Source organism: Yoonia sp., assembly GCF_036770585.1.
Taxonomy (GTDB): Bacteria; Pseudomonadota; Alphaproteobacteria; order Rhodobacterales; family Rhodobacteraceae; genus Yoonia.
This window is the reverse complement of the sequence record NZ_DAIPIW010000003.1, coordinates 59,658-77,307: the sequence shown is the minus strand read 5'-3', so window position 1 is coordinate 77,307 and position 17,650 is coordinate 59,658. Positions and strand designations below refer to the sequence as shown.

At 61.8% G+C, this 17,650-nt stretch carries 18 protein-coding genes; 9 read left to right on the top strand and 9 right to left on the bottom strand.

From position 1 onward, the window contains the following. Positions 1-79: 79 nt before the first annotated feature. From V7N12_RS01330 to V7N12_RS01290, 9 genes are all read left to right on the top strand, one after another. On the top strand, positions 80-1,390 hold the full coding sequence (locus tag V7N12_RS01330) for a replication-associated recombination protein A (protein WP_333712112.1): 1,311 nt from the start codon (positions 80-82) through the stop codon (positions 1,388-1,390). 31 nt (positions 1,391-1,421) lie between these two features. Beyond that, complete coding sequence (locus V7N12_RS01325) at positions 1,422-1,781, top strand: fluoride efflux transporter FluC (RefSeq protein WP_333712110.1); 360 nt, start codon at positions 1,422-1,424, stop codon at positions 1,779-1,781. Further along, positions 1,778-2,833, top strand: coding sequence for an RluA family pseudouridine synthase (locus V7N12_RS01320; RefSeq protein ID WP_333712108.1), 1,056 nt, complete (start codon positions 1,778-1,780; stop codon positions 2,831-2,833). Before V7N12_RS01325 ends, V7N12_RS01320 begins: the two co-directional genes overlap by 4 nt. Continuing rightward, positions 2,826-3,491, top strand: a complete 666-nt coding sequence (locus tag V7N12_RS01315) for an HAD-IA family hydrolase (RefSeq protein WP_333712106.1) — start codon at positions 2,826-2,828, stop codon at positions 3,489-3,491. Before V7N12_RS01320 ends, V7N12_RS01315 begins: the two co-directional genes overlap by 8 nt. Before the next feature lie 3 nt (positions 3,492-3,494). Continuing rightward, positions 3,495-4,205: an ATP12 family chaperone protein gene (locus V7N12_RS01310; RefSeq protein ID WP_333712105.1), complete on the top strand. Its 711-nt coding sequence runs from the start codon at positions 3,495-3,497 to the stop codon at positions 4,203-4,205. 214 nt (positions 4,206-4,419) lie between these two features. After that, positions 4,420-5,439, top strand: a complete 1,020-nt coding sequence (locus V7N12_RS01305; protein WP_333712103.1) for an amino acid ABC transporter substrate-binding protein — start codon at positions 4,420-4,422, stop codon at positions 5,437-5,439. A gap of 144 nt (positions 5,440-5,583) precedes the next feature. Continuing rightward, positions 5,584-6,861, top strand: a complete 1,278-nt coding sequence (locus tag V7N12_RS01300) for an amino acid ABC transporter permease (protein WP_333712101.1) — start codon at positions 5,584-5,586, stop codon at positions 6,859-6,861. A gap of 1 nt (position 6,862) precedes the next feature. Then, on the top strand, positions 6,863-8,176 hold the full coding sequence (locus tag V7N12_RS01295; protein WP_333712099.1) for an amino acid ABC transporter permease: 1,314 nt from the start codon (positions 6,863-6,865) through the stop codon (positions 8,174-8,176). 13 nt (positions 8,177-8,189) lie between these two features. Beyond that, a complete protein-coding gene (locus tag V7N12_RS01290) occupies positions 8,190-8,981 on the top strand; it encodes an amino acid ABC transporter ATP-binding protein (protein ID WP_333712097.1) in 792 nt (263 codons plus the stop codon). A 56-nt stretch (positions 8,982-9,037) separates the two neighbouring features. Here V7N12_RS01290 and V7N12_RS01285 read toward each other — a convergent pair whose 3' ends face one another. The 9 genes from V7N12_RS01285 to V7N12_RS01245 form a co-directional block, all read right to left on the bottom strand. Beyond that, the gene (locus V7N12_RS01285; protein ID WP_333712095.1) at positions 9,038-9,538 is read right to left on the bottom strand and encodes a SixA phosphatase family protein; all 501 of its coding nucleotides are present in this window, start codon (positions 9,536-9,538) and stop codon (positions 9,038-9,040) included. Beyond that, positions 9,535-10,137 carry a ferredoxin gene (locus V7N12_RS01280; protein WP_333712094.1) on the bottom strand — a complete coding sequence of 201 codons (603 nt, stop codon included), beginning with the start codon at positions 10,135-10,137 and terminating at the stop codon, positions 9,535-9,537. The genes V7N12_RS01285 and V7N12_RS01280 overlap by 4 nt, the downstream gene beginning before the upstream one ends. A 24-nt stretch (positions 10,138-10,161) precedes the next feature. Then, positions 10,162-11,019 carry an acetylglutamate kinase gene (gene argB, locus V7N12_RS01275; protein WP_333712092.1) on the bottom strand — a complete coding sequence of 286 codons (858 nt, stop codon included), beginning with the start codon at positions 11,017-11,019 and terminating at the stop codon, positions 10,162-10,164. A gap of 17 nt (positions 11,020-11,036) precedes the next feature. Beyond that, entirely contained in the window at positions 11,037-11,684 is a 648-nt protein-coding gene (gene yihA, locus V7N12_RS01270; protein WP_333712090.1) for a ribosome biogenesis GTP-binding protein YihA/YsxC, read from the bottom strand. 76 nt (positions 11,685-11,760) lie between these two features. Beyond that, positions 11,761-13,575 (bottom strand): membrane protein insertase YidC, encoded by a 1,815-nt coding sequence (gene yidC, locus V7N12_RS01265; protein ID WP_333712089.1) that lies wholly within the window; start codon positions 13,573-13,575, stop codon positions 11,761-11,763. Between the two features lie 137 nt (positions 13,576-13,712). Next, entirely contained in the window at positions 13,713-13,880 is a 168-nt protein-coding gene (locus V7N12_RS01260; RefSeq protein WP_333712088.1) for a hypothetical protein, read from the bottom strand. A 190-nt stretch (positions 13,881-14,070) separates the two neighbouring features. After that, positions 14,071-15,372 (bottom strand): NAD(P)/FAD-dependent oxidoreductase, encoded by a 1,302-nt coding sequence (locus tag V7N12_RS01255; protein WP_333712087.1) that lies wholly within the window; start codon positions 15,370-15,372, stop codon positions 14,071-14,073. Beyond that, positions 15,372-16,760 carry an aspartate aminotransferase family protein gene (locus V7N12_RS01250; RefSeq protein ID WP_333712086.1) on the bottom strand — a complete coding sequence of 463 codons (1,389 nt, stop codon included), beginning with the start codon at positions 16,758-16,760 and terminating at the stop codon, positions 15,372-15,374. Before V7N12_RS01250 ends, V7N12_RS01255 begins: the two co-directional genes overlap by 1 nt. A gap of 233 nt (positions 16,761-16,993) precedes the next feature. Then, complete coding sequence (locus V7N12_RS01245; RefSeq protein ID WP_333712085.1) at positions 16,994-17,644, bottom strand: GntR family transcriptional regulator; 651 nt, start codon at positions 17,642-17,644, stop codon at positions 16,994-16,996. Between the last annotated feature and the right edge of the window lie 6 nt (positions 17,645-17,650).

Genomic DNA, 17,650 nt, shown 5'->3' with positions numbered 1-17,650 from the left:
TCCTGGCCCATTGATCCTTGCAAAGCCCTGCCATTCGGCGGGGCTTTCGCTTTTTCGCGCAACCCATATTGTATTGCCCATGGCCGATCTCTTTGACAGCGCCCCTTCCTCTGCCCCCGCAGGCCCGCGCCCGCTGGCTGACAGGTTGCGGCCCAGGAAACTGGCGCAAGTGATCGGGCAGGATCAGGTGCTTGGCCCTGATGCGCCGCTGGGGGCCATGCTGGCCTCGGGGTCGCTGTCATCGCTGATCTTCTGGGGGCCGCCGGGGGTGGGCAAGACCACCATCGCGCGGCTACTGGCCGATGAAACCGACCTGCATTTCGTCCAGATCAGCGCGATTTTCACGGGCGTCCCCGAGTTGCGCAAGGTCTTCGAGGCCGCCAAGCTGCGCCGCCAGAACGGCAAGGGCACGCTTTTGTTCGTCGATGAAATCCACCGTTTCAACAAGGCCCAGCAGGACGGCTTCCTGCCCCATATGGAAGACGGCACGATCCTGCTGGTGGGGGCCACGACCGAGAACCCCAGCTTTGAATTGAACGCCGCTGTGCTGTCCCGCGCGCAGGTGTTCGTCCTCAAACGGCTCGACCTGAAAGACCTCGAACTTCTGGCGCAACGGGCCGAAAAGGAACTGGGCAAGGCCTTGCCGCTTGATGGCCCTGCGCGCGATGCACTTCTCGATATGGCCGATGGCGATGGCCGCGCGCTGCTGAACCTGATCGAGCAGGTGGCGGCATGGAAGACCGACGGCAAACTGGACCGTGAGGCGCTGACCAAACGCCTGATGAAGCGCGCGGCGAAATACGACAAGTCAGGTGACGAACATTACAACCTGATTTCCGCCCTGCACAAATCCGTCCGCGGCTCTGACCCCGACGCGGCCCTTTACTGGTTCGCGCGGATGCTGGCAGGGGGCGAGGACCCGCGCTATCTCGCCCGCCGCATCACCCGCATGGCGGTCGAGGATATCGGCCTCGCCGACCCGCAGGCGCAGGCGATCTGTCTGCAATCATGGGAGACCTACGAACGCCTTGGTTCGCCAGAGGGCGAATTGGCGCTGGCGCAGGCGGTCATATACCTTGCCCTCGCGCCCAAATCGAACGCGGCTTATGCGGCCTACAAGGGTGCTGTGGCGGCGGCCAAACAGACCGGATCGGAACCGCCGCCCGCGCATATCCTGAACGCGCCGACCAAGCTGATGAAAGAGCAGGGGTTCGGTGCGGGCTATTCTTACGACCATGACGCCGAAGACGGGTTCAGCGGGCAGAACTACTTTCCCGAAGGCATGAAGCGCGGCGTCTATTACACCCCCGTCGATCGCGGGTTCGAGCGCGAGTTGAAAAAGCGTGTCGACTACTTCGCCGGATTGCGCGCGAAACGGGGCAAGCCTTGACGATCAGGCGCGAAACCCGCATGGGAACCCCATGATGACACCTGTGATCTCTGCAGCGCTCGGGGGCGCTTTGGGCGCTGTGCTGCGCTATCTGGTGGGGCTGGCGGTGGCCTTCCCGCTGGGGACGCTTGTGATCAATGTGGCCGGGTCATTCCTGATCGGTGTCGTCTGGGTGGCCTTTGCCGCGCGTGGCCTGCAGGCCTGGTTGCCCTTCGTGATGACCGGTATCCTTGGCGGTTTCACCACGTTCTCGGCCTTTTCGCTGGACACGCTGCGGCTGCTCGAGGGCGGGCGGCTCGCGGCGGCGGGCGGCTATGTGCTGGCGTCGGTCGTTCTGTCCATTCTGGCCTGTGGCGCGGGTCTCTGGCTTGCCAAAGGAGGTGCCGCATGAGTGGCGTTCACACAAGAACCGTCGGCCCCGAAGATGCCGAACAGCGGCTTGACCGCTATCTGCGCCGCCTTTTCCCGCATCTGACCCAAGGCCGCATCGAAAAGATGTGCCGCAAGGGCGAGTTGCGCGTGGACGGTGGCCGCGTCAAGCCGAACACACGGCTGGACACGGGCCAGAAGGTCCGCATCCCGCCCCTGCCGACCGAGCAAGAGGCAGAGGCCTCGCGCCTGATGGCCAAGCGCGGGATCACCAAGGCGGATGCAAAGTTCATCCAGTCCTGCGTGATCTACCGCGACGACCATATCATCGCGATCAACAAGCCGCCGGGGCTGGCGACGCAGGGCGGCTCGAAGACCACGCGCCATGTGGACGGCCTGTCCGAGGCGCTGATGTTCGATGACGACGAAAAGCCCCGTCTGGTCCACCGTCTGGACAAGGACACCTCCGGTGTCCTGTTGCTCGCCCGCTCGCGGCTGATGGCGGCCAAGCTGACAGAGAACCTCAAACACCGCGAGACCCGCAAGATCTACTGGGCGGCGGTGGCCGGCGTGCCGCATCCGCGCGCAGGGACGATCAAATACGGGTTGGTCAAGGCGCCCGGTCACGGGCGTGGTGGCGAGAACGAAAAGATGCGGTGTGTGCATCCCAATGACATCGACAAGGTCGAGGGGGCAAAGCGTGCGGTCAGCGACTATGCCGTGATGGATGTGCTGGCCAGCCGTGCGGCATGGTGCGCGCTGGTGCCGGTCACCGGCCGGACGCACCAGTTGCGCGCCCATATGGCCGAGATCGGGCATCCGATTGTCGGTGACGGAAAGTATGGCGGGTCGTCTCAGGAAAACCTCGGCGATGGTTGGGGCGCGGGCATGGGGTCCGAGATCGGCCGCAAGCTGCATCTGCATGCGCGCAGCCTGACGTTCCAGCATCCGGCGACGGGGGCGACGATGCACATCACCGCCGATCTGCCCGAACATATGCAACACACATGGGATTTCGTGGGCTGGGTCGTGGGCCACGCCCCCGTCGATCCCTTCTTCATGCCTGATGAGTGACCTGCGCCTTGTCATTTTCGACGTCGACGGCACCCTCGTCGACAGTCAGACCGAGATCATGGCGGCCATGGCAGCGGCCTACCATTCTGAAGGGTTGACCTTGCCGGAACGGGCGGCGGTCCTGTCGATCGTCGGCCTGTCACTGGCCGAGGCGATGCGGCGGCTGCTGCCCGATGCCGATAGCGGACAGCATCTGCGGATGGTGGATGCCTACAAGGACGCTTTCGTCGGGTTGCGGGCTGGCCACAAGGAAATGGGCCCGCTCTTTCCCGGTGCGCGTGATGCCATCGACCGGCTGCTGGCCCGCGACGACACGCTGCTGGCCGTGGCAACGGGCAAGTCGCGCCGTGGTCTCGACAAGGTGCTGGAACGGCACGGGCTGACGGGGGTGTTCCACAGCGAACAGGTCGCCGATGACCACCCCAGCAAGCCGCACCCCTCGATGATCCTGACGGCTTTGAACGACACCGGCGTCGCCGCGCAGCGTGCGGTCATGGTGGGCGATACGACCTTCGACATGGACATGGCGCGTGCGGCGGGGATCAGGAAAATCGGGGTCCCTTGGGGCTATCATCCGGCCGCGCATCTGATGCCGGACGCGATGATCGAAAACTTCGCGGCGCTGGATGCGGCTGTGGACAGGCTACTGGGCGAATAGACAATGAGCGATTGGAAACCAAAGCGGTTCTGGAAAGAGGCAAAGGTCGTCGAGGCTGAGCAGGGTTTTGTCATCGCGCTGGATGCGCGGCCCGTGCGGACCCCCGCCAAGGCCCCGCTGATCGTGCCGACCCTTGCCCTCGCCGAGGCAATCGCCGCCGAATGGGACGCGCAGGCCCATGACGTCGACCCCGCCACGATGCCCGTCACCAAAGGCGCCAATGCCGCCATCGACAAGGTGCGCGTGCAGCGCGACGAGGTCGTCGCGCTATTGGCCGAATATGGGGACAGCGACCTTCTGTGCTATCGCGCCACCGGGCCGGAAAATCTGGTCGCCCGTCAGGCGGCAGGCTGGGATCCGATGCTCGACTGGGCGGCCAATGCGCTGGGCGCGCGGCTTTTCGTGGGCGAGGGGGTCATGCATGTGCCCCAGACCGAACGGGCGCTTGGCCTGCTGCGGGCGGAACTTGCGCGCTTCGATGACTTCGAACTGGCGGCGGTTCACGATCTGGTCAGCATTTCCGGATCGCTTGTTCTGGCCCTTGCGGTCACCCATGCGGCCTTGGGCGAAGAGGACGCCTGGCGGTTGTCACGTATCGACGAAGATTGGCAAATCGCGCAATGGGGCGAGGACGAAGACGCCGCCATCAGCGCGGAATCCAAACGGCAAGCCTTCGTTGCCGCTGCGCGATTCTATCGCTTGACCCAGCGGTGACAGGGCCGATGGAAATCCGGCAAAACCGACCATATTTGCCTATTTTTCGGTCAATTGCCCAGCGATTCGGGTGAAGCGCTCTTGACTCCGGTCGCGAATAAACAAAGTCTTGGTCCACTGATGGGGGCGTCTGCCCCTTTCTTCTCATGACCGTCTGTCGGGACGGGACAAAAAATGACCATCCTTCGGGATGGCAACTCAGGAAGAGGTAAAAATGAAAAAAACCGCATTCTTCGGTGCACTGGCAGTTGCTGGTATCGCTGCTTCGTCAGCTGCTGCAGCGACACTTGACGACGTCAAGGCACGTGGCTCTCTGAACTGTGGCGTGACGACCGGTCTGACGGGCTTTGCAGCCCCGGACGCAAACGGCGTCTGGGAAGGCTTTGACGTCGGCGTCTGCCGCGCTGTTGCAGCCGCGATCTTCGGCGACCCAACTGCTGTCGAATTCGTGCCGACCACTGGTCAGACACGCTTTACGGCGCTGGCGTCCGGTGAGATCGACGTGCTTGCCCGTAACACCACATGGACCTTCAGCCGCGACGTCGACCTGAAGTTCGAATTCGTCGGGATCAACTACTACGACGGTCAGGGCTTCATGGTTCCGCGTGACCTCGGCGTGACATCTGCAACCGAGCTCGATGGCGCGACAGTCTGCATCCAGACCGGCACCACGACCGAGCTGAACCTTGCCGACTTCTTCCGCATCAACAACATCAGCTACGAGCCGGTGCCGATCGAAACCAACGCCGAAGCACAGCAGCAGTACCTTGCCGGTGCCTGCGACGTCTACACGACGGACGCTTCCGGTCTGGCCGCGACACGCGCGACCTTCGAAAACCCCGGCGACCATGTCCTGCTGCCCGAGATCGTCTCGAAAGAGCCACTTGGCCCGCTGGTCCGTCATGGTGACAACGAGTGGGGCGATATCGTCCGCTGGACGCTGAACGCACTGATCGCTGCTGAAGAGCTGGGCATCACTTCTGCCAACGTCGCAGAGTTGGCCGCAGCACCCACCGACAACCCCGAAGTCAACCGTCTTCTGGGCACGGAAGGTGAACTGGGCGCGATGCTGGGTCTGGACGCGAACTGGGCAGCCAATGCCATTGCCGCTGGCGGCAACTACGGCGAACTGTTCGAGACCAACATCGGTGAGAACACACCGATCGGTCTGGCCCGCGGTCTGAACGCACAGTGGACCGACGGTGGTCTGCTCTACGCACCGCCATTCCGCTAAGTCGGAAAATTGCAAAGGGCCCGGTTTCAAACCGGGCCCTTTGTCAACCGGCCTCCGGCCGACAAGAATAATGCCACAGCCTGCAGCGACACTTGGGTCAACCCGAGGCCTGCACGCAAATGACCGGCACAGCGGGAGCTATATATGTCGACCCTAACCGACCCACCGAAGCCTGCGTTTCGGTTAAGCCAGCTTATTTATGACACACGGTATCGTTCCATCACGATTCAGGTTGTCGCCCTGATCCTGATCGCTGCGGCATTTGCCTGGTTGATCAACAATACGGTCCAGAACCTCGCGACCCTTGGCAAGGATTTCAATTTCGGCTTTTTGAGCAATCCTGCCGGCTACGATATCAACCAGCGCCTGATCGAATACGACAACCAGATGTCGCACGGACGCGCGGCGCTGGTCGGGATTCTCAACACCCTGCTGGTCGCGGTGCTGGGGTGTATCACCGCCACCATCATCGGTGTGATCGCAGGGGTCCTGCGCCTGTCGAAGAACTGGGTCGTCAACAAGCTGATGGCGGTCTACGTCGAAGGCTTCCGGAATGTGCCGCTGCTGCTCTGGATCATTCTGATCTTCGCGATCATGACCGAAAGCATGCCGCAGCCGCGCGACTTCCGCGGGGATGATCCGGAAGCCTCGATGGTCTTTGGGGAGTCCGTCGCCATTACCAACCGTGGCGTCTATATTCCGCGCCTCGCCTTCACCAATTCGATCAGCGGAAACGAAGCGGTCGCCCCGATGGATGGCGCGACGCCTGTCGCCTCTGGTGGGCTGGACTGGCTGTTGATCTTGGTCACCCTGGGGCTGAGCATCGCCGCGATCCGCTTTGTCCGGAGACGCGCTGACCGCATCCAGGAGGCGACGGGTATCCGTCCGGTGACGTGGTATCTTCAGATCGGACTGTTGGTCGTGCCCTTCGCCATTGTCGCCTTTGCGCTGGGCATGACCATCGTCAAGCCCTTCCTGCAGGGGTTCAATTTCACCGACGGTATCCACCTGCGCAACTCGCTGATCGCGCTTTGGCTTGCGCTGTCGCTTTATACCGGGGCATTCATCGCCGAGATCGTGCGCGGCGGTATCCTTGCCATCTCGAAAGGCCAGAGCGAGGCCGCCTTTGCACTTGGGTTGCAGCCGAACCGCACGATGAACCTGATCATCCTGCCGCAGGCGATGCGGGTCATCGTGCCGCCGCTGATCTCGCAGTTCCTGAACCTGACCAAGAACTCGTCACTGGCGATCGCCGTGGGCTACATGGACGTCCGCGCCACGCTTGGCGGGATCACCATCAACCAGACCGGACGCGAGCTGGAAGGGATGCTGCTGCTGGGTGGCTTCTACCTGGCGCTCTCGCTGCTGATTTCGGCGGGCATGAACTTCTACAACCGCTCAACCCAGATCAAGGAGCGCTAAGATGTCCGATATCAACGCATCCAACGCATCCTATGTCCGCAAAGAGATGATCGGCGAGCAACCCCCACCGATCACCGAGGTGGGTGTGATCAAGTGGCTGCGCGAGAACCTGTTCTCGTCGCCGCTGAATGCCCTGCTGACCGTGATCTCGGTCTATGTGGTCTACTGGATCGCAAGCCATATCGGTCCGTGGTTGGTGAATGGCATCTGGCAGGCCGACTCGCTTGCGCAATGCCGCGAAATCCGGAACGCGACCCTGGGCGAGGGCGCCTCGGCGGCCTGTTTCGCCGTGATCACCGAACGCTGGCCGCAGTTGATCTTCGGCTTTTATCCGCAAAACGCCTATTGGCGGCCTGTCGTCGCCCTGCTGGTGTTCTTCGTCGGGATCGCGCCCGTGCTTTTCGACAAGCTGCCGCGGCAGATGCTGATCGGGACGCTTCTTGCGCCGTTCCTGATGTATATGCTGCTGTGGGGTGGTTCGATCTGGGGACCGATCGCTGTCGCCGGTGGCTTTGTGGTGGGCTACTTCGGGTTCAAGTTGCTGACACCTGTCAGCAGCTTGCTGGGGACGATCGCCGCGATCATCTTGCCGATCCTCTTCTGGCTGTTCCTTGCCGCACCCATCGCTGGCGCGATGACGGCAGTGGCACCCATCGGCCTGCCTTTCATCCCCTCCAAGGACTTTGGCGGCTTCACCCTGTCGGTGATCATCGGCATTGCGGCGATCATCCTGTCGTTGCCTTTGGGCATCCTGTTGGCCTTGGGGCGGCAGTCGAACCTTGTCATCATCAAGGCGTCGGCGGTCGTCTTTATCGAGGTGATCCGTGGCGTGCCGCTGATCGTTTGGCTGTTCACTGCGTCGCTTCTGCTGAACTACTTCCTGCCGCCCGGCACGAACTTCGATCTGATGCTGCGCGTGATCATCATGGTGACGCTGTTCTCGGCCGCCTATATCGCCGAGGTGGTCAGGGGTGGTCTGGCTGCCCTGCCCAAGGGCCAGTACGAGGCTGCGGATGCGCTGGGTCTGGATTACTGGAAATCCATGCGCCTGATCATCCTGCCACAGGCGCTGAAAATCTCGATCCCGGGTATCGTGAACACCTTCATCGGGCTGTTCAAGGATACCACGCTGGTCGTGTTCATCGGCCTGCTGGACCCCATCGGTTTGTCCAACGCGATCCGCGCCTCGACAGACTGGAACGGCATCTACTGGGAGCTTTTCCTCTTCATCGGCATCATGTTCTTCATCTTCTGCTACAGCATGGGCCGTTACTCACTCTACCTGGAGAAGAAGCTCCAGCGTGAACACCGCTAAGGAGACCAAGTGAATGAATGAACTGGTACAAGAGCGCGAGATCGACCGCAGCCAGATGAAGGTCTCGGACGAGGTCGCCATCGAAGTCCGCAACATGAACAAGTGGTATGGCACATTCCACGTGCTGCGCGACATCGACCTGACCGTCCAGCGGGGCGAGCGGATCGTCATCTGCGGTCCCTCGGGGTCGGGCAAATCGACGCTGATCCGCTGCATCAACCGTCTAGAGGAACATCAGGCGGGGCAGATCATCGTGGATGGGACCGAACTGTCATCCGACCTCAAGAACATCGACAAGATCAGGTCCGAGGTCGGCATGTGCTTTCAGCACTTCAACCTCTTCCCGCATCTGACGATCCTCGAAAACTGCACACTGGCGCCGATCTGGGTCCGCAAGACACCCAAGAAGGAAGCCGAGGAAATCGCAATGCATTTCCTTGAAAAGGTGAAGATCCCCGAACAGGCCGACAAATACCCGGGCCAGCTTTCGGGCGGTCAGCAGCAGCGCGTGGCGATTGCCCGTTCGCTGTGCATGCGACCGCGCATCATGCTGTTCGACGAACCGACTTCGGCGCTGGACCCCGAGATGATCAAAGAGGTGCTCGACACCATGATCGAGCTTGCCGAAGAGGGGATGACCATGCTTTGCGTCACGCACGAGATGGGCTTTGCCCGTCAGGTCGCCAACCGCGTGATTTTCATGGACCAGGGCCAGATCGTCGAACAGAACGAACCCGAAGAGTTCTTCCTGAACCCCAAGTCGGACCGGACGAAGCTGTTCCTTAGCCAGATTCTCGGCCATTAGGAACCCGTCAGCGGATTGCAAAGCCCCGGGACTTGCGCCCGGGGCTTTTGTTTTGCCTAACCGGTGGTGCCGATCAGATCGCGCGGCACGGTGAAGGCGACGCAATGCCCCTTGTGCGCAATCCTGTCGGCAAAATCGATCACGGTCACAGCACAGGTCGGATAGTCGTGAAAGCGCGGATGGTTCGGCGGATTGGTCACAAGCAGGTTGGCCAACATCCCGATGCCGGGATTATGGCCGATCACCGCGACGGTCTCTGCCGTCTCTTTTTGCGCGAGGTCAAGAATTGTCCCGGGTGCTGCGTGATAGAGCCGGGGCATCAGCCTCAGCTCCGGCTGCTGCGGCAATTCCGGCAGGATCAGACCTGCGGTTTCCTGCGTGCGGGCCGCATCCGAGCAGAGGACGATTTGCGGCAGATACCCTTGTGCTGCAAGCCATTGCCCCACAGCCGTCGCCGAGGCGCGTCCGCGATCATTCAATGGCCGTGCATGATCATCGGCGAAGGGATCGCCCCAGCTTGATTTCGCATGGCGGATCAGGATCAGGCGCTGGGTCACAGGAAGGCCTCCATATGGAATGCGGATTGGGCGTGCAGGCGACGGCTGGCCCCGACAGGACAGGCGCGGCGGGCAAGACATCCGCCCGCGCGGCAGTCGGCACCGGCGGGTGATGTCACATGGGATTTGCAGGCGGCGATACCATAGCCGTCACGGAACGCCCCCACCGGACAGGCGGTCTTGCAGGGGGCCGCGCAGGTCAGACAGGGTTGCGCGGCGGTGCCGATCTCTGCCGGTTTGTCCCAGCGGATCGCGCCACGGAAAGAGGCGAAAAGCCCCGCCCTTTCATGCACCAGAAACCCGATGGGCGACGCCCAGAAACGGCCCGAGGCGACCGCCCATGACTGGAACGGGTGATAGGGCGGGCCGCCGAAGGGGAAAAGTGGTTCGGCCTTCAGGGCTTCGGCGACGTCACCTATGACCCGCAGGGACCAACGATCCATCGGGTCGGCTGCGGCATCGCGAAATTCGGCGCTTGCGGTGAAGATATCCCAAAAGCGCGGCTCATCAGGCCCGATCAGCGTGATGGTCCCCCTCGCGTCGATGCAATCGCCCAAAGCACGCAAGCCGAGTGGTTCCAGCAAGGCTGCCAGTTGCATTCCCGGGGTGCCTGCGCCGCCCATTCAGTCCCGCGGCAGGCGGATGATCGAGCCTGCGCCAAGCTCGGTGAACAGCTCCAGCAGGCTTGCGTTCGGCAAGCGCCCGTCAAGGATCACCACGGCGCGCACGCCTTTCTCGATGGCGTCGAGCGCGGTTTCCGTCTTGGGGATCATGCCGCCCGCAATGGTGCCATCGGCGATCATCGCGCGGACCTGATCGGGGCTCAGTTGGGTGACGATATCGCCATTGGCATCCTTGACGCCCGGCACATCCGTCAGCAGCAGCAGGCGGTCGGCTTTCAGCGCCCCTGCAATGGCACCGGCGGCGGTGTCGCCGTTGACGTTGAAGGTCTCGTTCGATTGCATGCCTGTCGCGACGGGGGCGACCACGGGGATGATCCCCGCCGCATTGAGATCGCGCAGCACCTGCACGTTCATCTCGACCGGCCTGCCGACGAAGCCCAGTTCGGGGTCGTCCGCCTCGGCGACCATCAGGTCATCGTCCTTGCCCGAGAGGCCGACCGCCCGCCCGCCTTCATCCATGATCGCCTGCACGATCCGCTTGTTCACCAGACCGGTCAGCACCATCTCGACCACCTCGACCGTGCGCTGGTCGGTGACGCGCTTGCCGCGCACGAATTCCGAGGTGATACCCAGCTTGTCCAGCATCTCGTTGATCATCGGGCCGCCACCATGCACGACGACCGGGTTCACGCCCACCTGTTTCATCAGCACGATGTCGCGGGCGAATTCGGCCATGGCCGCGGCATCTCCCATGGCGTTGCCGCCGAACTTGACCACGACGACGGCGCCTGCGTATCGCTGCATGAACGGCAATGCTTCGGCCAGTGTGCGTGCGGTCGCGATCCAGTCACGGTTCATGTCGGCGTCCCTTTTCTTCATTGAATGCCAGCGATGACCGCCCGCAGCGTCGGGATACCATCGCCCTTTTCGGATGAGGTGAGGATGATCTCTGGGAAGGCGGCGGGGTGTTTGGCCAGCGCCGCGCGGGTCTTGTCAAGCGAGGCCTGCAGCGCGCTGCCCTTCAGCTTGTCCGTCTTGGTCATGACCACCTGAAAGGTGACGGCAGAGGCGTCGAGCAGCGACATGATCTCTTCATCCACGGCCTTGGCCCCGTGCCGCGCGTCGATCAGGACAAAGACCCGCCGCAATGTCTGGCGACCGGACAGATATTGCTTCAGCAGCCTCTGCCATTTCTCGACGACCGCGACGGGCGCATTGGCGAAACCGTAGCCGGGCAGATCGACCACATAGATATCGCCTGCGGTAAAGAAGTTGATTTCCTGCGTCCGTCCCGGCGTGTTCGACGCCCGCGCCAGCCCCTTGCGCCCGGTCAGCGCGTTGATCAGGCTGGACTTGCCGACGTTGGACCGGCCGGCAAAGCAGACCTCCACCCGGTCGGCAGGGGGCAGGCCATCCATCGCCACGACACCCTTGATGAAGGTCGTCTCACCGGCAAAGAGCAGGCGGCCTTTTTCGAGGCTTGCCTCGTCGGGTGTTTCCACCTCGGGAAAACGTAGTTCCATCGCGGCCTACCTCTGGGCGATCGTGTCGTCTGACCTTACCGGCATACAGCAGCACCGCAAGGCGGCTGCATGCATCCTATTTGCTGTCTTCGCCTTCTGCCGCCTTCTTCTTCTTGGCGCGGTCGCCCATGATATTTCCGAAGAGGTCCGGCTTGGAGCCGTGGCTGCGCATGATCGCGTATTGCTGGGTAAAGGTGATGATGTTGTTCGCAATCCAGTAGATCACCAGACCGGATGCAAAAGACCCCAGCATGAACATGAAGACCCAAGGCATCCATGCAAAGATCGCCTTCTGCGTCGGATCGGTCGGGGCGGGGTTCAGCTTTTGCTGCAACCACATCGAAATCCCCAGCAGGATCGGCAGGATACCGATGAAGATCAGCGACAGGATCGACCCCTGCGCCGGTGCCGCGAAAGGCAGAAGACCGAAAAGGTTGATGAAGGACGAGGGATCGGGCGCGCTCAGGTCCTCGATCCAGCCGAACCATGGCGCATGGCGCAGTTCGATGGTGACGAAGATCACCTTGTAGAGCGAGAAGAAGATCGGGATCTGCAACAGGATCGGCAAACAGCCCGCGGCGGGGTTCACCTTGTTGTCCTTGTAAAGCTTCATCATGCCCTGTTGCAGGGCCTGACGGTCGTCACCCACACGTTCTTTCAGGGCCTCCATTTCGGGTTGGAGTTCCTTCATCTTGGCAATCGAGACATAGGATTTGTAGGCCAGCGGCAGCACGGCGATCTTGAGAATCACGGTCAGGCCGATGATGGCCCAGCCCATGTTGCCGATGATGATGTTCAGATAGTGCAGCAGCGCGAAGATCGGTTTGGTCAGGAAGAAGAACCAGCCCCAGTCGATGCTGTCGAGAAAGCGGTCGACCCCGTCGTTCTGGTATCCGCGGATGGCGTCCCACTCTTTGGCGCCCGCGAAAAGCTGCGTCGTGACGGTGGCTGTTTCACCGGCGGCGATGGTCGTGATGGGCAAGACAGCCTCGGCCTGAAAGAGGTCGCGGCTGTCGAAGTATTTCGAGGTGGACCGGAAAGGCGTCGATTGATCGGGGATCAGCGTCGTCATCCAGTAGTGATCCGTGTAACCGATCCAGCCGGATTGCTGCACCTCAAGGCGTTCGGCCTGGGTGCGTTCACTTTCGTTGAAGCTGTAGTTGCGGATGTCCTTGTAGCTGGCTTCTTCCAGCTGTCCATCGGTCATCCGGACCAGACCTTCGTGCAGGATGAAGAAGTTCTTCAGGTCCGCAGGCTCGCCATGGCGGCGCAACAGGCCGTAGGGGCGGGCTGAGACCTCTGCCTCGCCGAGGTTCTCGACGCTTTGGGCGAAGCTGAACATGAAACGGTCATCGACCGAGATTTCGGTGCGAAAGATCTGACCCGCGCCATTGTCCCAGACCAGCGTGACAGGGGTGGTCGGGGTCAGCGTTTCGCCGCTGTCCAGCGACCAGACCGTATCGGGCCCGGGCACGGCGGCCGGATCGACACCGGTGATCGCGGTCCAGCCGAAGCTGGCAAAATAGGCCCCCGGTTGGCCAACGGGCCGCAGCAACCGCACAATCGGGGCGTCATCATCGATGGTTTCGCGATACTGCACCAGCGCCAGATCGTCGATCCGTCCGCCCAGCAGCGAAATCGAGCCGGTCAATTCGTCCGTTGCGATCGGAATACGGGGCGCTTCGGCTTCGGCCTCGGTCTGGGACGTCGGGGGGATGGCGGCAGGTGTGACAGGATCAGCCGCAGGCAGCGTCGGATCTTCGACGGATGCGGCAACTTCCGTGGCGGGATCGACGGGGATCTCCTCGGGTGGAAACAGCGTTGTCCATGCAAGGATAACCCCGAAGCTCAGTACGGTCGCCAAGATCAGGTTTCTGTTCTGATCGTCCATCCGAAACCACCTATATTCCCTAGAAAGTCTGCGGGTGGTTCAACCTGTCAGGGCGCGAAAGGTCAAGCTGTTTTCAGTGTTTTCGGACGCTTTGAAGCACCGGTCCCGACGATCCGGGACCGATTTCAACCCAACGTTCAGTTTTCGCTGTCCAGAAACCGCTCGCGCGTTTTGAGAAACACTTTGGCGAGGCGCGGATCGTTCTTCGTCAGCATCGCCACAGTGTCTGCGAAGGATGCATCATCCTGCCCGAAGAATGCCTTTGCGGCCTGTTGCGGGGTCATGGATTGTGCAATGTGCTTCATACTCAACTACCTTTCAATTCACCGGCTGATCGAGACACTAAAACCTCACTTGGGTGAAATTGCGGCGAGATGCGGAACACATGAGAATGATCTTTGAAAGTCGAGTCTACCGATGGCGCAAGACTAAGCCTTGCACGCTTTAAAATCTAGTGAGTTGGGGTTCGTGTAACAAAACTGACAAATTCCGGCGTCAAAGCCGGTCACGCAACCCGTACCACAGCATTCCCAGCACCATCAGCGGGGTGCGGAATGCCGAACCGCCGGGGAAAGGCACCGTGGGAATCCGCGCCATGACGTCAAACCTTTCGGCCTGACCGGCGATGGCATCCGCACCGATCTGACCTGCCAGCGTGCCAAGGGCAACACCCGCGCCGGAATAGCCCGACATGGTCAGGATATTCCCCGCAATCCGTTCGAAATGCGGCAGGCGGTTCATGGTGATGCTCAGCGTGCCGCCCCATGCGTGGTCGATCCGGGTGTCCTTCAGTTGCGGAAAGATCTCGCACATCGGTTTGCGGACAGAGGCGGCGATGTCCTTGGGAAAGCGGTAGCCATAGCTTTCCGTGCCACCAAAGAGCAGCCGGTGGTCCTCGGAGAACCGGAAGTAGTTGACGACGAACTTGCTGTCGGCGACCGCGTAGTTATTGGCGATGATCGCTTCTTGTTCGGCGGGACTCATCGGTTCGGTCGCGACGATGTAGTTGTTGATCGGCATCACACGCGCGGCCACATGGGGTTCGAGCCGTCCCAGATAGCCGTTGCAGGCAAGCACGACATATCTGGCCGTAATCTTCGCCTTGTCCGTGCGGAGGGTCGCGGGGTCGCCCTTGTCGAGCCTTGTCACCTTCGACTGCTCGAAGATCCGCGCGCCGGCGGTCTGGGCCAGCCGCGCCAGCCCAAGCACCAGTTCCAGCGGGTTCACATGACCCGCCCCCAGATCGAGCGTGCCGCCGTGGTAGGCGGGCGAGTTCACGATGGCGTGGCAGTCTTTGGGTGAAAGAACGCTGATCCGGTCATAACCATAGTGGCGGTGCATATGCTCGGCATAGGCGATGTTGTGCTTGTGGTCGCGCTTGCGATGCACGGTATGGACGATGCCCGGGGCAAAGTCCGTGCGGACCTCGTCCATGGCGCAAAGCTCTTTCACCAGATCGACCGCCTGCGCGCCGATGTCCCACAGCGCACGGGCATGGTCCTTGCCGACAAGTCCTTCCAGATCGTCCTGTTCGCGGCGCTGGCCCATGCTGACCTGCCCGCCGTTGCGGCCCGAGGCCCCAAAGCCGACCCGCTGCGCATCAAGCACCACGACATCGTAACCCCGTTTCGCCAGATGCCATGCCGTGGACAGCCCGGTGAAACCCGCACCGATCACGCAGACGTCGCAGGTCAGATCACCTTGCGCCGCGGGAAAGGGCGGCAGATGGTCTGCGGCAGCCGCATACCAGGACGGGGGATATTCCCCTGGCCGGTCGTTGGCAGTCAGCAGGTCCATCAGGCCATCAAGCCGTCGGCTTTCAGTTGCGCATGGGCTTCGTCCATCGACTTGCGGGCGCGCGACAGCAGGATGTCGATTTCATCCTTGGTGATCGTCAACGGGGGCGAAATGATCATCCGGTCACCCACGCTGCGCATGATCACGTTATTGGCGAAGCACCGGTCACGGCAGATGAAACCGGCGGTGCCTGCGGGGGCGTCGAACTTGGCGCGGGTCGCCTTGTTCGGCGTCAGCGCGACGGACGCCATCATGCCCGCGATCTTGGCCTCGCCGATCAGGGGGTGATCGACCAGCGCTTCCCACTGCTGTTTCAGGTAGGGCGCGGTCTCGGACCGCACACGGTCCACGATCCCTTCTTCTTCGAGGATGCGCAGGTTTTCCAGCGCCACGGCGCAAGAGACCGGATGCCCGGAATAGGTGTAGCCGTGGTTGAATTCGGTGTTGCTGAGAACCTCCGAGACCTCGTCGGTCACGATCGAGGCACCGATCGGCGCGTAGCCCGAAGAAAGACCCTTGGCGATGGTCATGATGTCGGGTTCGATACCGACGGTCTGCGATCCGAACCAGTTCGCGGTGCGCCCGAAGCCGCAGATCACCTCGTCCGCGATCAGAAGGATTCCGTATTTCTTCACGATGCGCTGGATCTCGGGCCAGTAGCTGTCGGGCGGCACGATCACGCCGCCCGCGCCCTGAATGGGTTCGGCGATGAAGGCGCCGACGCGGTCCGGCCCGATTTCCTTGATCTTCGCCTCCAGCTGGCGCGCGCGTTCCAGCCCGAATTCCTCGGGTGTCATGTCGCCCCCTTCGGCCCACCAATTCGGCTGGTCGATGAAGGCGATGTCGGGGATCGGCAGCCCGCCTTGGCCGTGCATCGCTTTCATGCCGCCCAGCGAGGCGCCGCCGATGGTCGAGCCGTGATAGCCGTTCCAACGCGAGATGATCACGCTGCGCTCGGGCTGGCCCTTTTCGGCCCAGTAGGTGCGGACGATCCGGATGTTGGTGTCATTGGCGTCCGAGCCGCCATTGGCGAAGAAGACATGGTTGAGCGGGCCGGGGGCCAGTTCGGCCAGCTTTCTGGCCAGCATCAACGCAGGCACCGTCGTCGTCTTGAAGAAGGTGTTGTAGAAGGGCAGTTCGCGCATCTGGCGCGATGCGGCATCGGCAAGCTCGTCGCGGCCATAGCCGATGTTCACGCACCACAGGCCCGCCATGCCGTCGATGATCTCGTTTCCGTCACTGTCTTTCAGCCAGACGCCCTTGGCGCTGGTGATCACGCGCGGCCCGCGTTTGGCAAGGTCGTTGGCATGGCTGAACGGATGCAGGTGGTGGGCGGAATCGATGGCTTGCAGTTCTGCGGTCGGCGGATAATTGGCGAGCACGTTCATGGCTGTCCCCTTGTTGTAAGGCCGGCAGGCAGCCGGACAATGAAAACAGTCATCGCAAAGCCCAAGGTTGTGCGCCGCTGTTGTCGTTTGGCTTTCGGATGTGGCATCGCAAGAGACTCGGCCCCCGCCCGTACCACGGATTGCGGCAAGACTGCCGCCCTGATCTAATTTGATCAAATTTATTCTGTGCTGTCAATTCCAGCATCCCTGTCCAAATCATGTGCGATCAAGATTCAGTTATCGAGTGTCTGCCGCACGAATGCGATGCCTTGCCGGATGTCTTCGGCCATGGCGCGCGACACCGCGTCGGGGTCGCCGGCGCGCATGGCCGTGGTCGCCTCGCGATGGTGATCGACCAATTTGTCGGTCCCGAAACGGCCACAGATCACCCGCAGCGAAGGGCCCACCCGCAGCCAGAGGCCCGCGGCGACAGCTTGCAAGAGCGTCGCATCTGCATAGTGGTAAAGCGCGAAGTGAAATCTGTAGTTCGCTTCGAGGTAGCTGCGTACGTCACCGGTCATGATCGCCTCGTTGATCAGCGAATCGAGACGCTCAAGCTCTTGAATATCTTCGGCTTTCAGCTTTGCGGCGGCAAGTCTGGCCAGTTCGGGCTCGACCGTCATGCGGACCAGTTCGATCTGATCGAGGTGATCCGCGGTCATCGCCGGCACCTCGATCCGGCGGTTTTCGAGCGTGGCAAGCGCCCCTTCGGCCGTCAGCCTGCGGATCGCCTCGCGGGCAGGGGTGATGCCGGTGTCGATCTTTTCGGCAAGGCCATGGATCGTCAGCGGCTGGCCGGGGACGAATTCGCCGAAAAGGATCATTTCCTTGACCCGCCCGTAAATCGTTTCGTGCTCAGGCCTTTTGGCAACCATCCGGTTCATGCGCAC

Coding starts and splice junctions, on each gene's coding strand:
- V7N12_RS01300 (WP_333712101.1), top strand. CDS start 5,584: ATGTCGACCCTAACCGACCCACCGAAGCCTGCGTTTCGGTTAAGCCAG.
- V7N12_RS01305 (WP_333712103.1), top strand. CDS start 4,420: ATGAAAAAAACCGCATTCTTCGGTGCACTGGCAGTTGCTGGTATCGCT.
- V7N12_RS01290 (WP_333712097.1), top strand. CDS start 8,190: ATGAATGAACTGGTACAAGAGCGCGAGATCGACCGCAGCCAGATGAAG.
- V7N12_RS01280 (WP_333712094.1), bottom strand. CDS start 10,137: ATGCAACTGGCAGCCTTGCTGGAACCACTCGGCTTGCGTGCTTTGGGC.
- V7N12_RS01255 (WP_333712087.1), bottom strand. CDS start 15,372: ATGGACCTGCTGACTGCCAACGACCGGCCAGGGGAATATCCCCCGTCC.
- V7N12_RS01260 (WP_333712088.1), bottom strand. CDS start 13,880: ATGAAGCACATTGCACAATCCATGACCCCGCAACAGGCCGCAAAGGCA.
- V7N12_RS01315 (WP_333712106.1), top strand. CDS start 2,826: ATGAGTGACCTGCGCCTTGTCATTTTCGACGTCGACGGCACCCTCGTC.
- yidC (WP_333712089.1), bottom strand. CDS start 13,575: ATGGACGATCAGAACAGAAACCTGATCTTGGCGACCGTACTGAGCTTC.
- V7N12_RS01330 (WP_333712112.1), top strand. CDS start 80: ATGGCCGATCTCTTTGACAGCGCCCCTTCCTCTGCCCCCGCAGGCCCG.
- yihA (WP_333712090.1), bottom strand. CDS start 11,684: ATGGAACTACGTTTTCCCGAGGTGGAAACACCCGACGAGGCAAGCCTC.
- V7N12_RS01295 (WP_333712099.1), top strand. CDS start 6,863: ATGTCCGATATCAACGCATCCAACGCATCCTATGTCCGCAAAGAGATG.
- argB (WP_333712092.1), bottom strand. CDS start 11,019: ATGAACCGTGACTGGATCGCGACCGCACGCACACTGGCCGAAGCATTG.
- V7N12_RS01310 (WP_333712105.1), top strand. CDS start 3,495: ATGAGCGATTGGAAACCAAAGCGGTTCTGGAAAGAGGCAAAGGTCGTC.
- V7N12_RS01325 (WP_333712110.1), top strand. CDS start 1,422: ATGATGACACCTGTGATCTCTGCAGCGCTCGGGGGCGCTTTGGGCGCT.
- V7N12_RS01250 (WP_333712086.1), bottom strand. CDS start 16,760: ATGAACGTGCTCGCCAATTATCCGCCGACCGCAGAACTGCAAGCCATC.
- V7N12_RS01245 (WP_333712085.1), bottom strand. CDS start 17,644: ATGAACCGGATGGTTGCCAAAAGGCCTGAGCACGAAACGATTTACGGG.
- V7N12_RS01320 (WP_333712108.1), top strand. CDS start 1,778: ATGAGTGGCGTTCACACAAGAACCGTCGGCCCCGAAGATGCCGAACAG.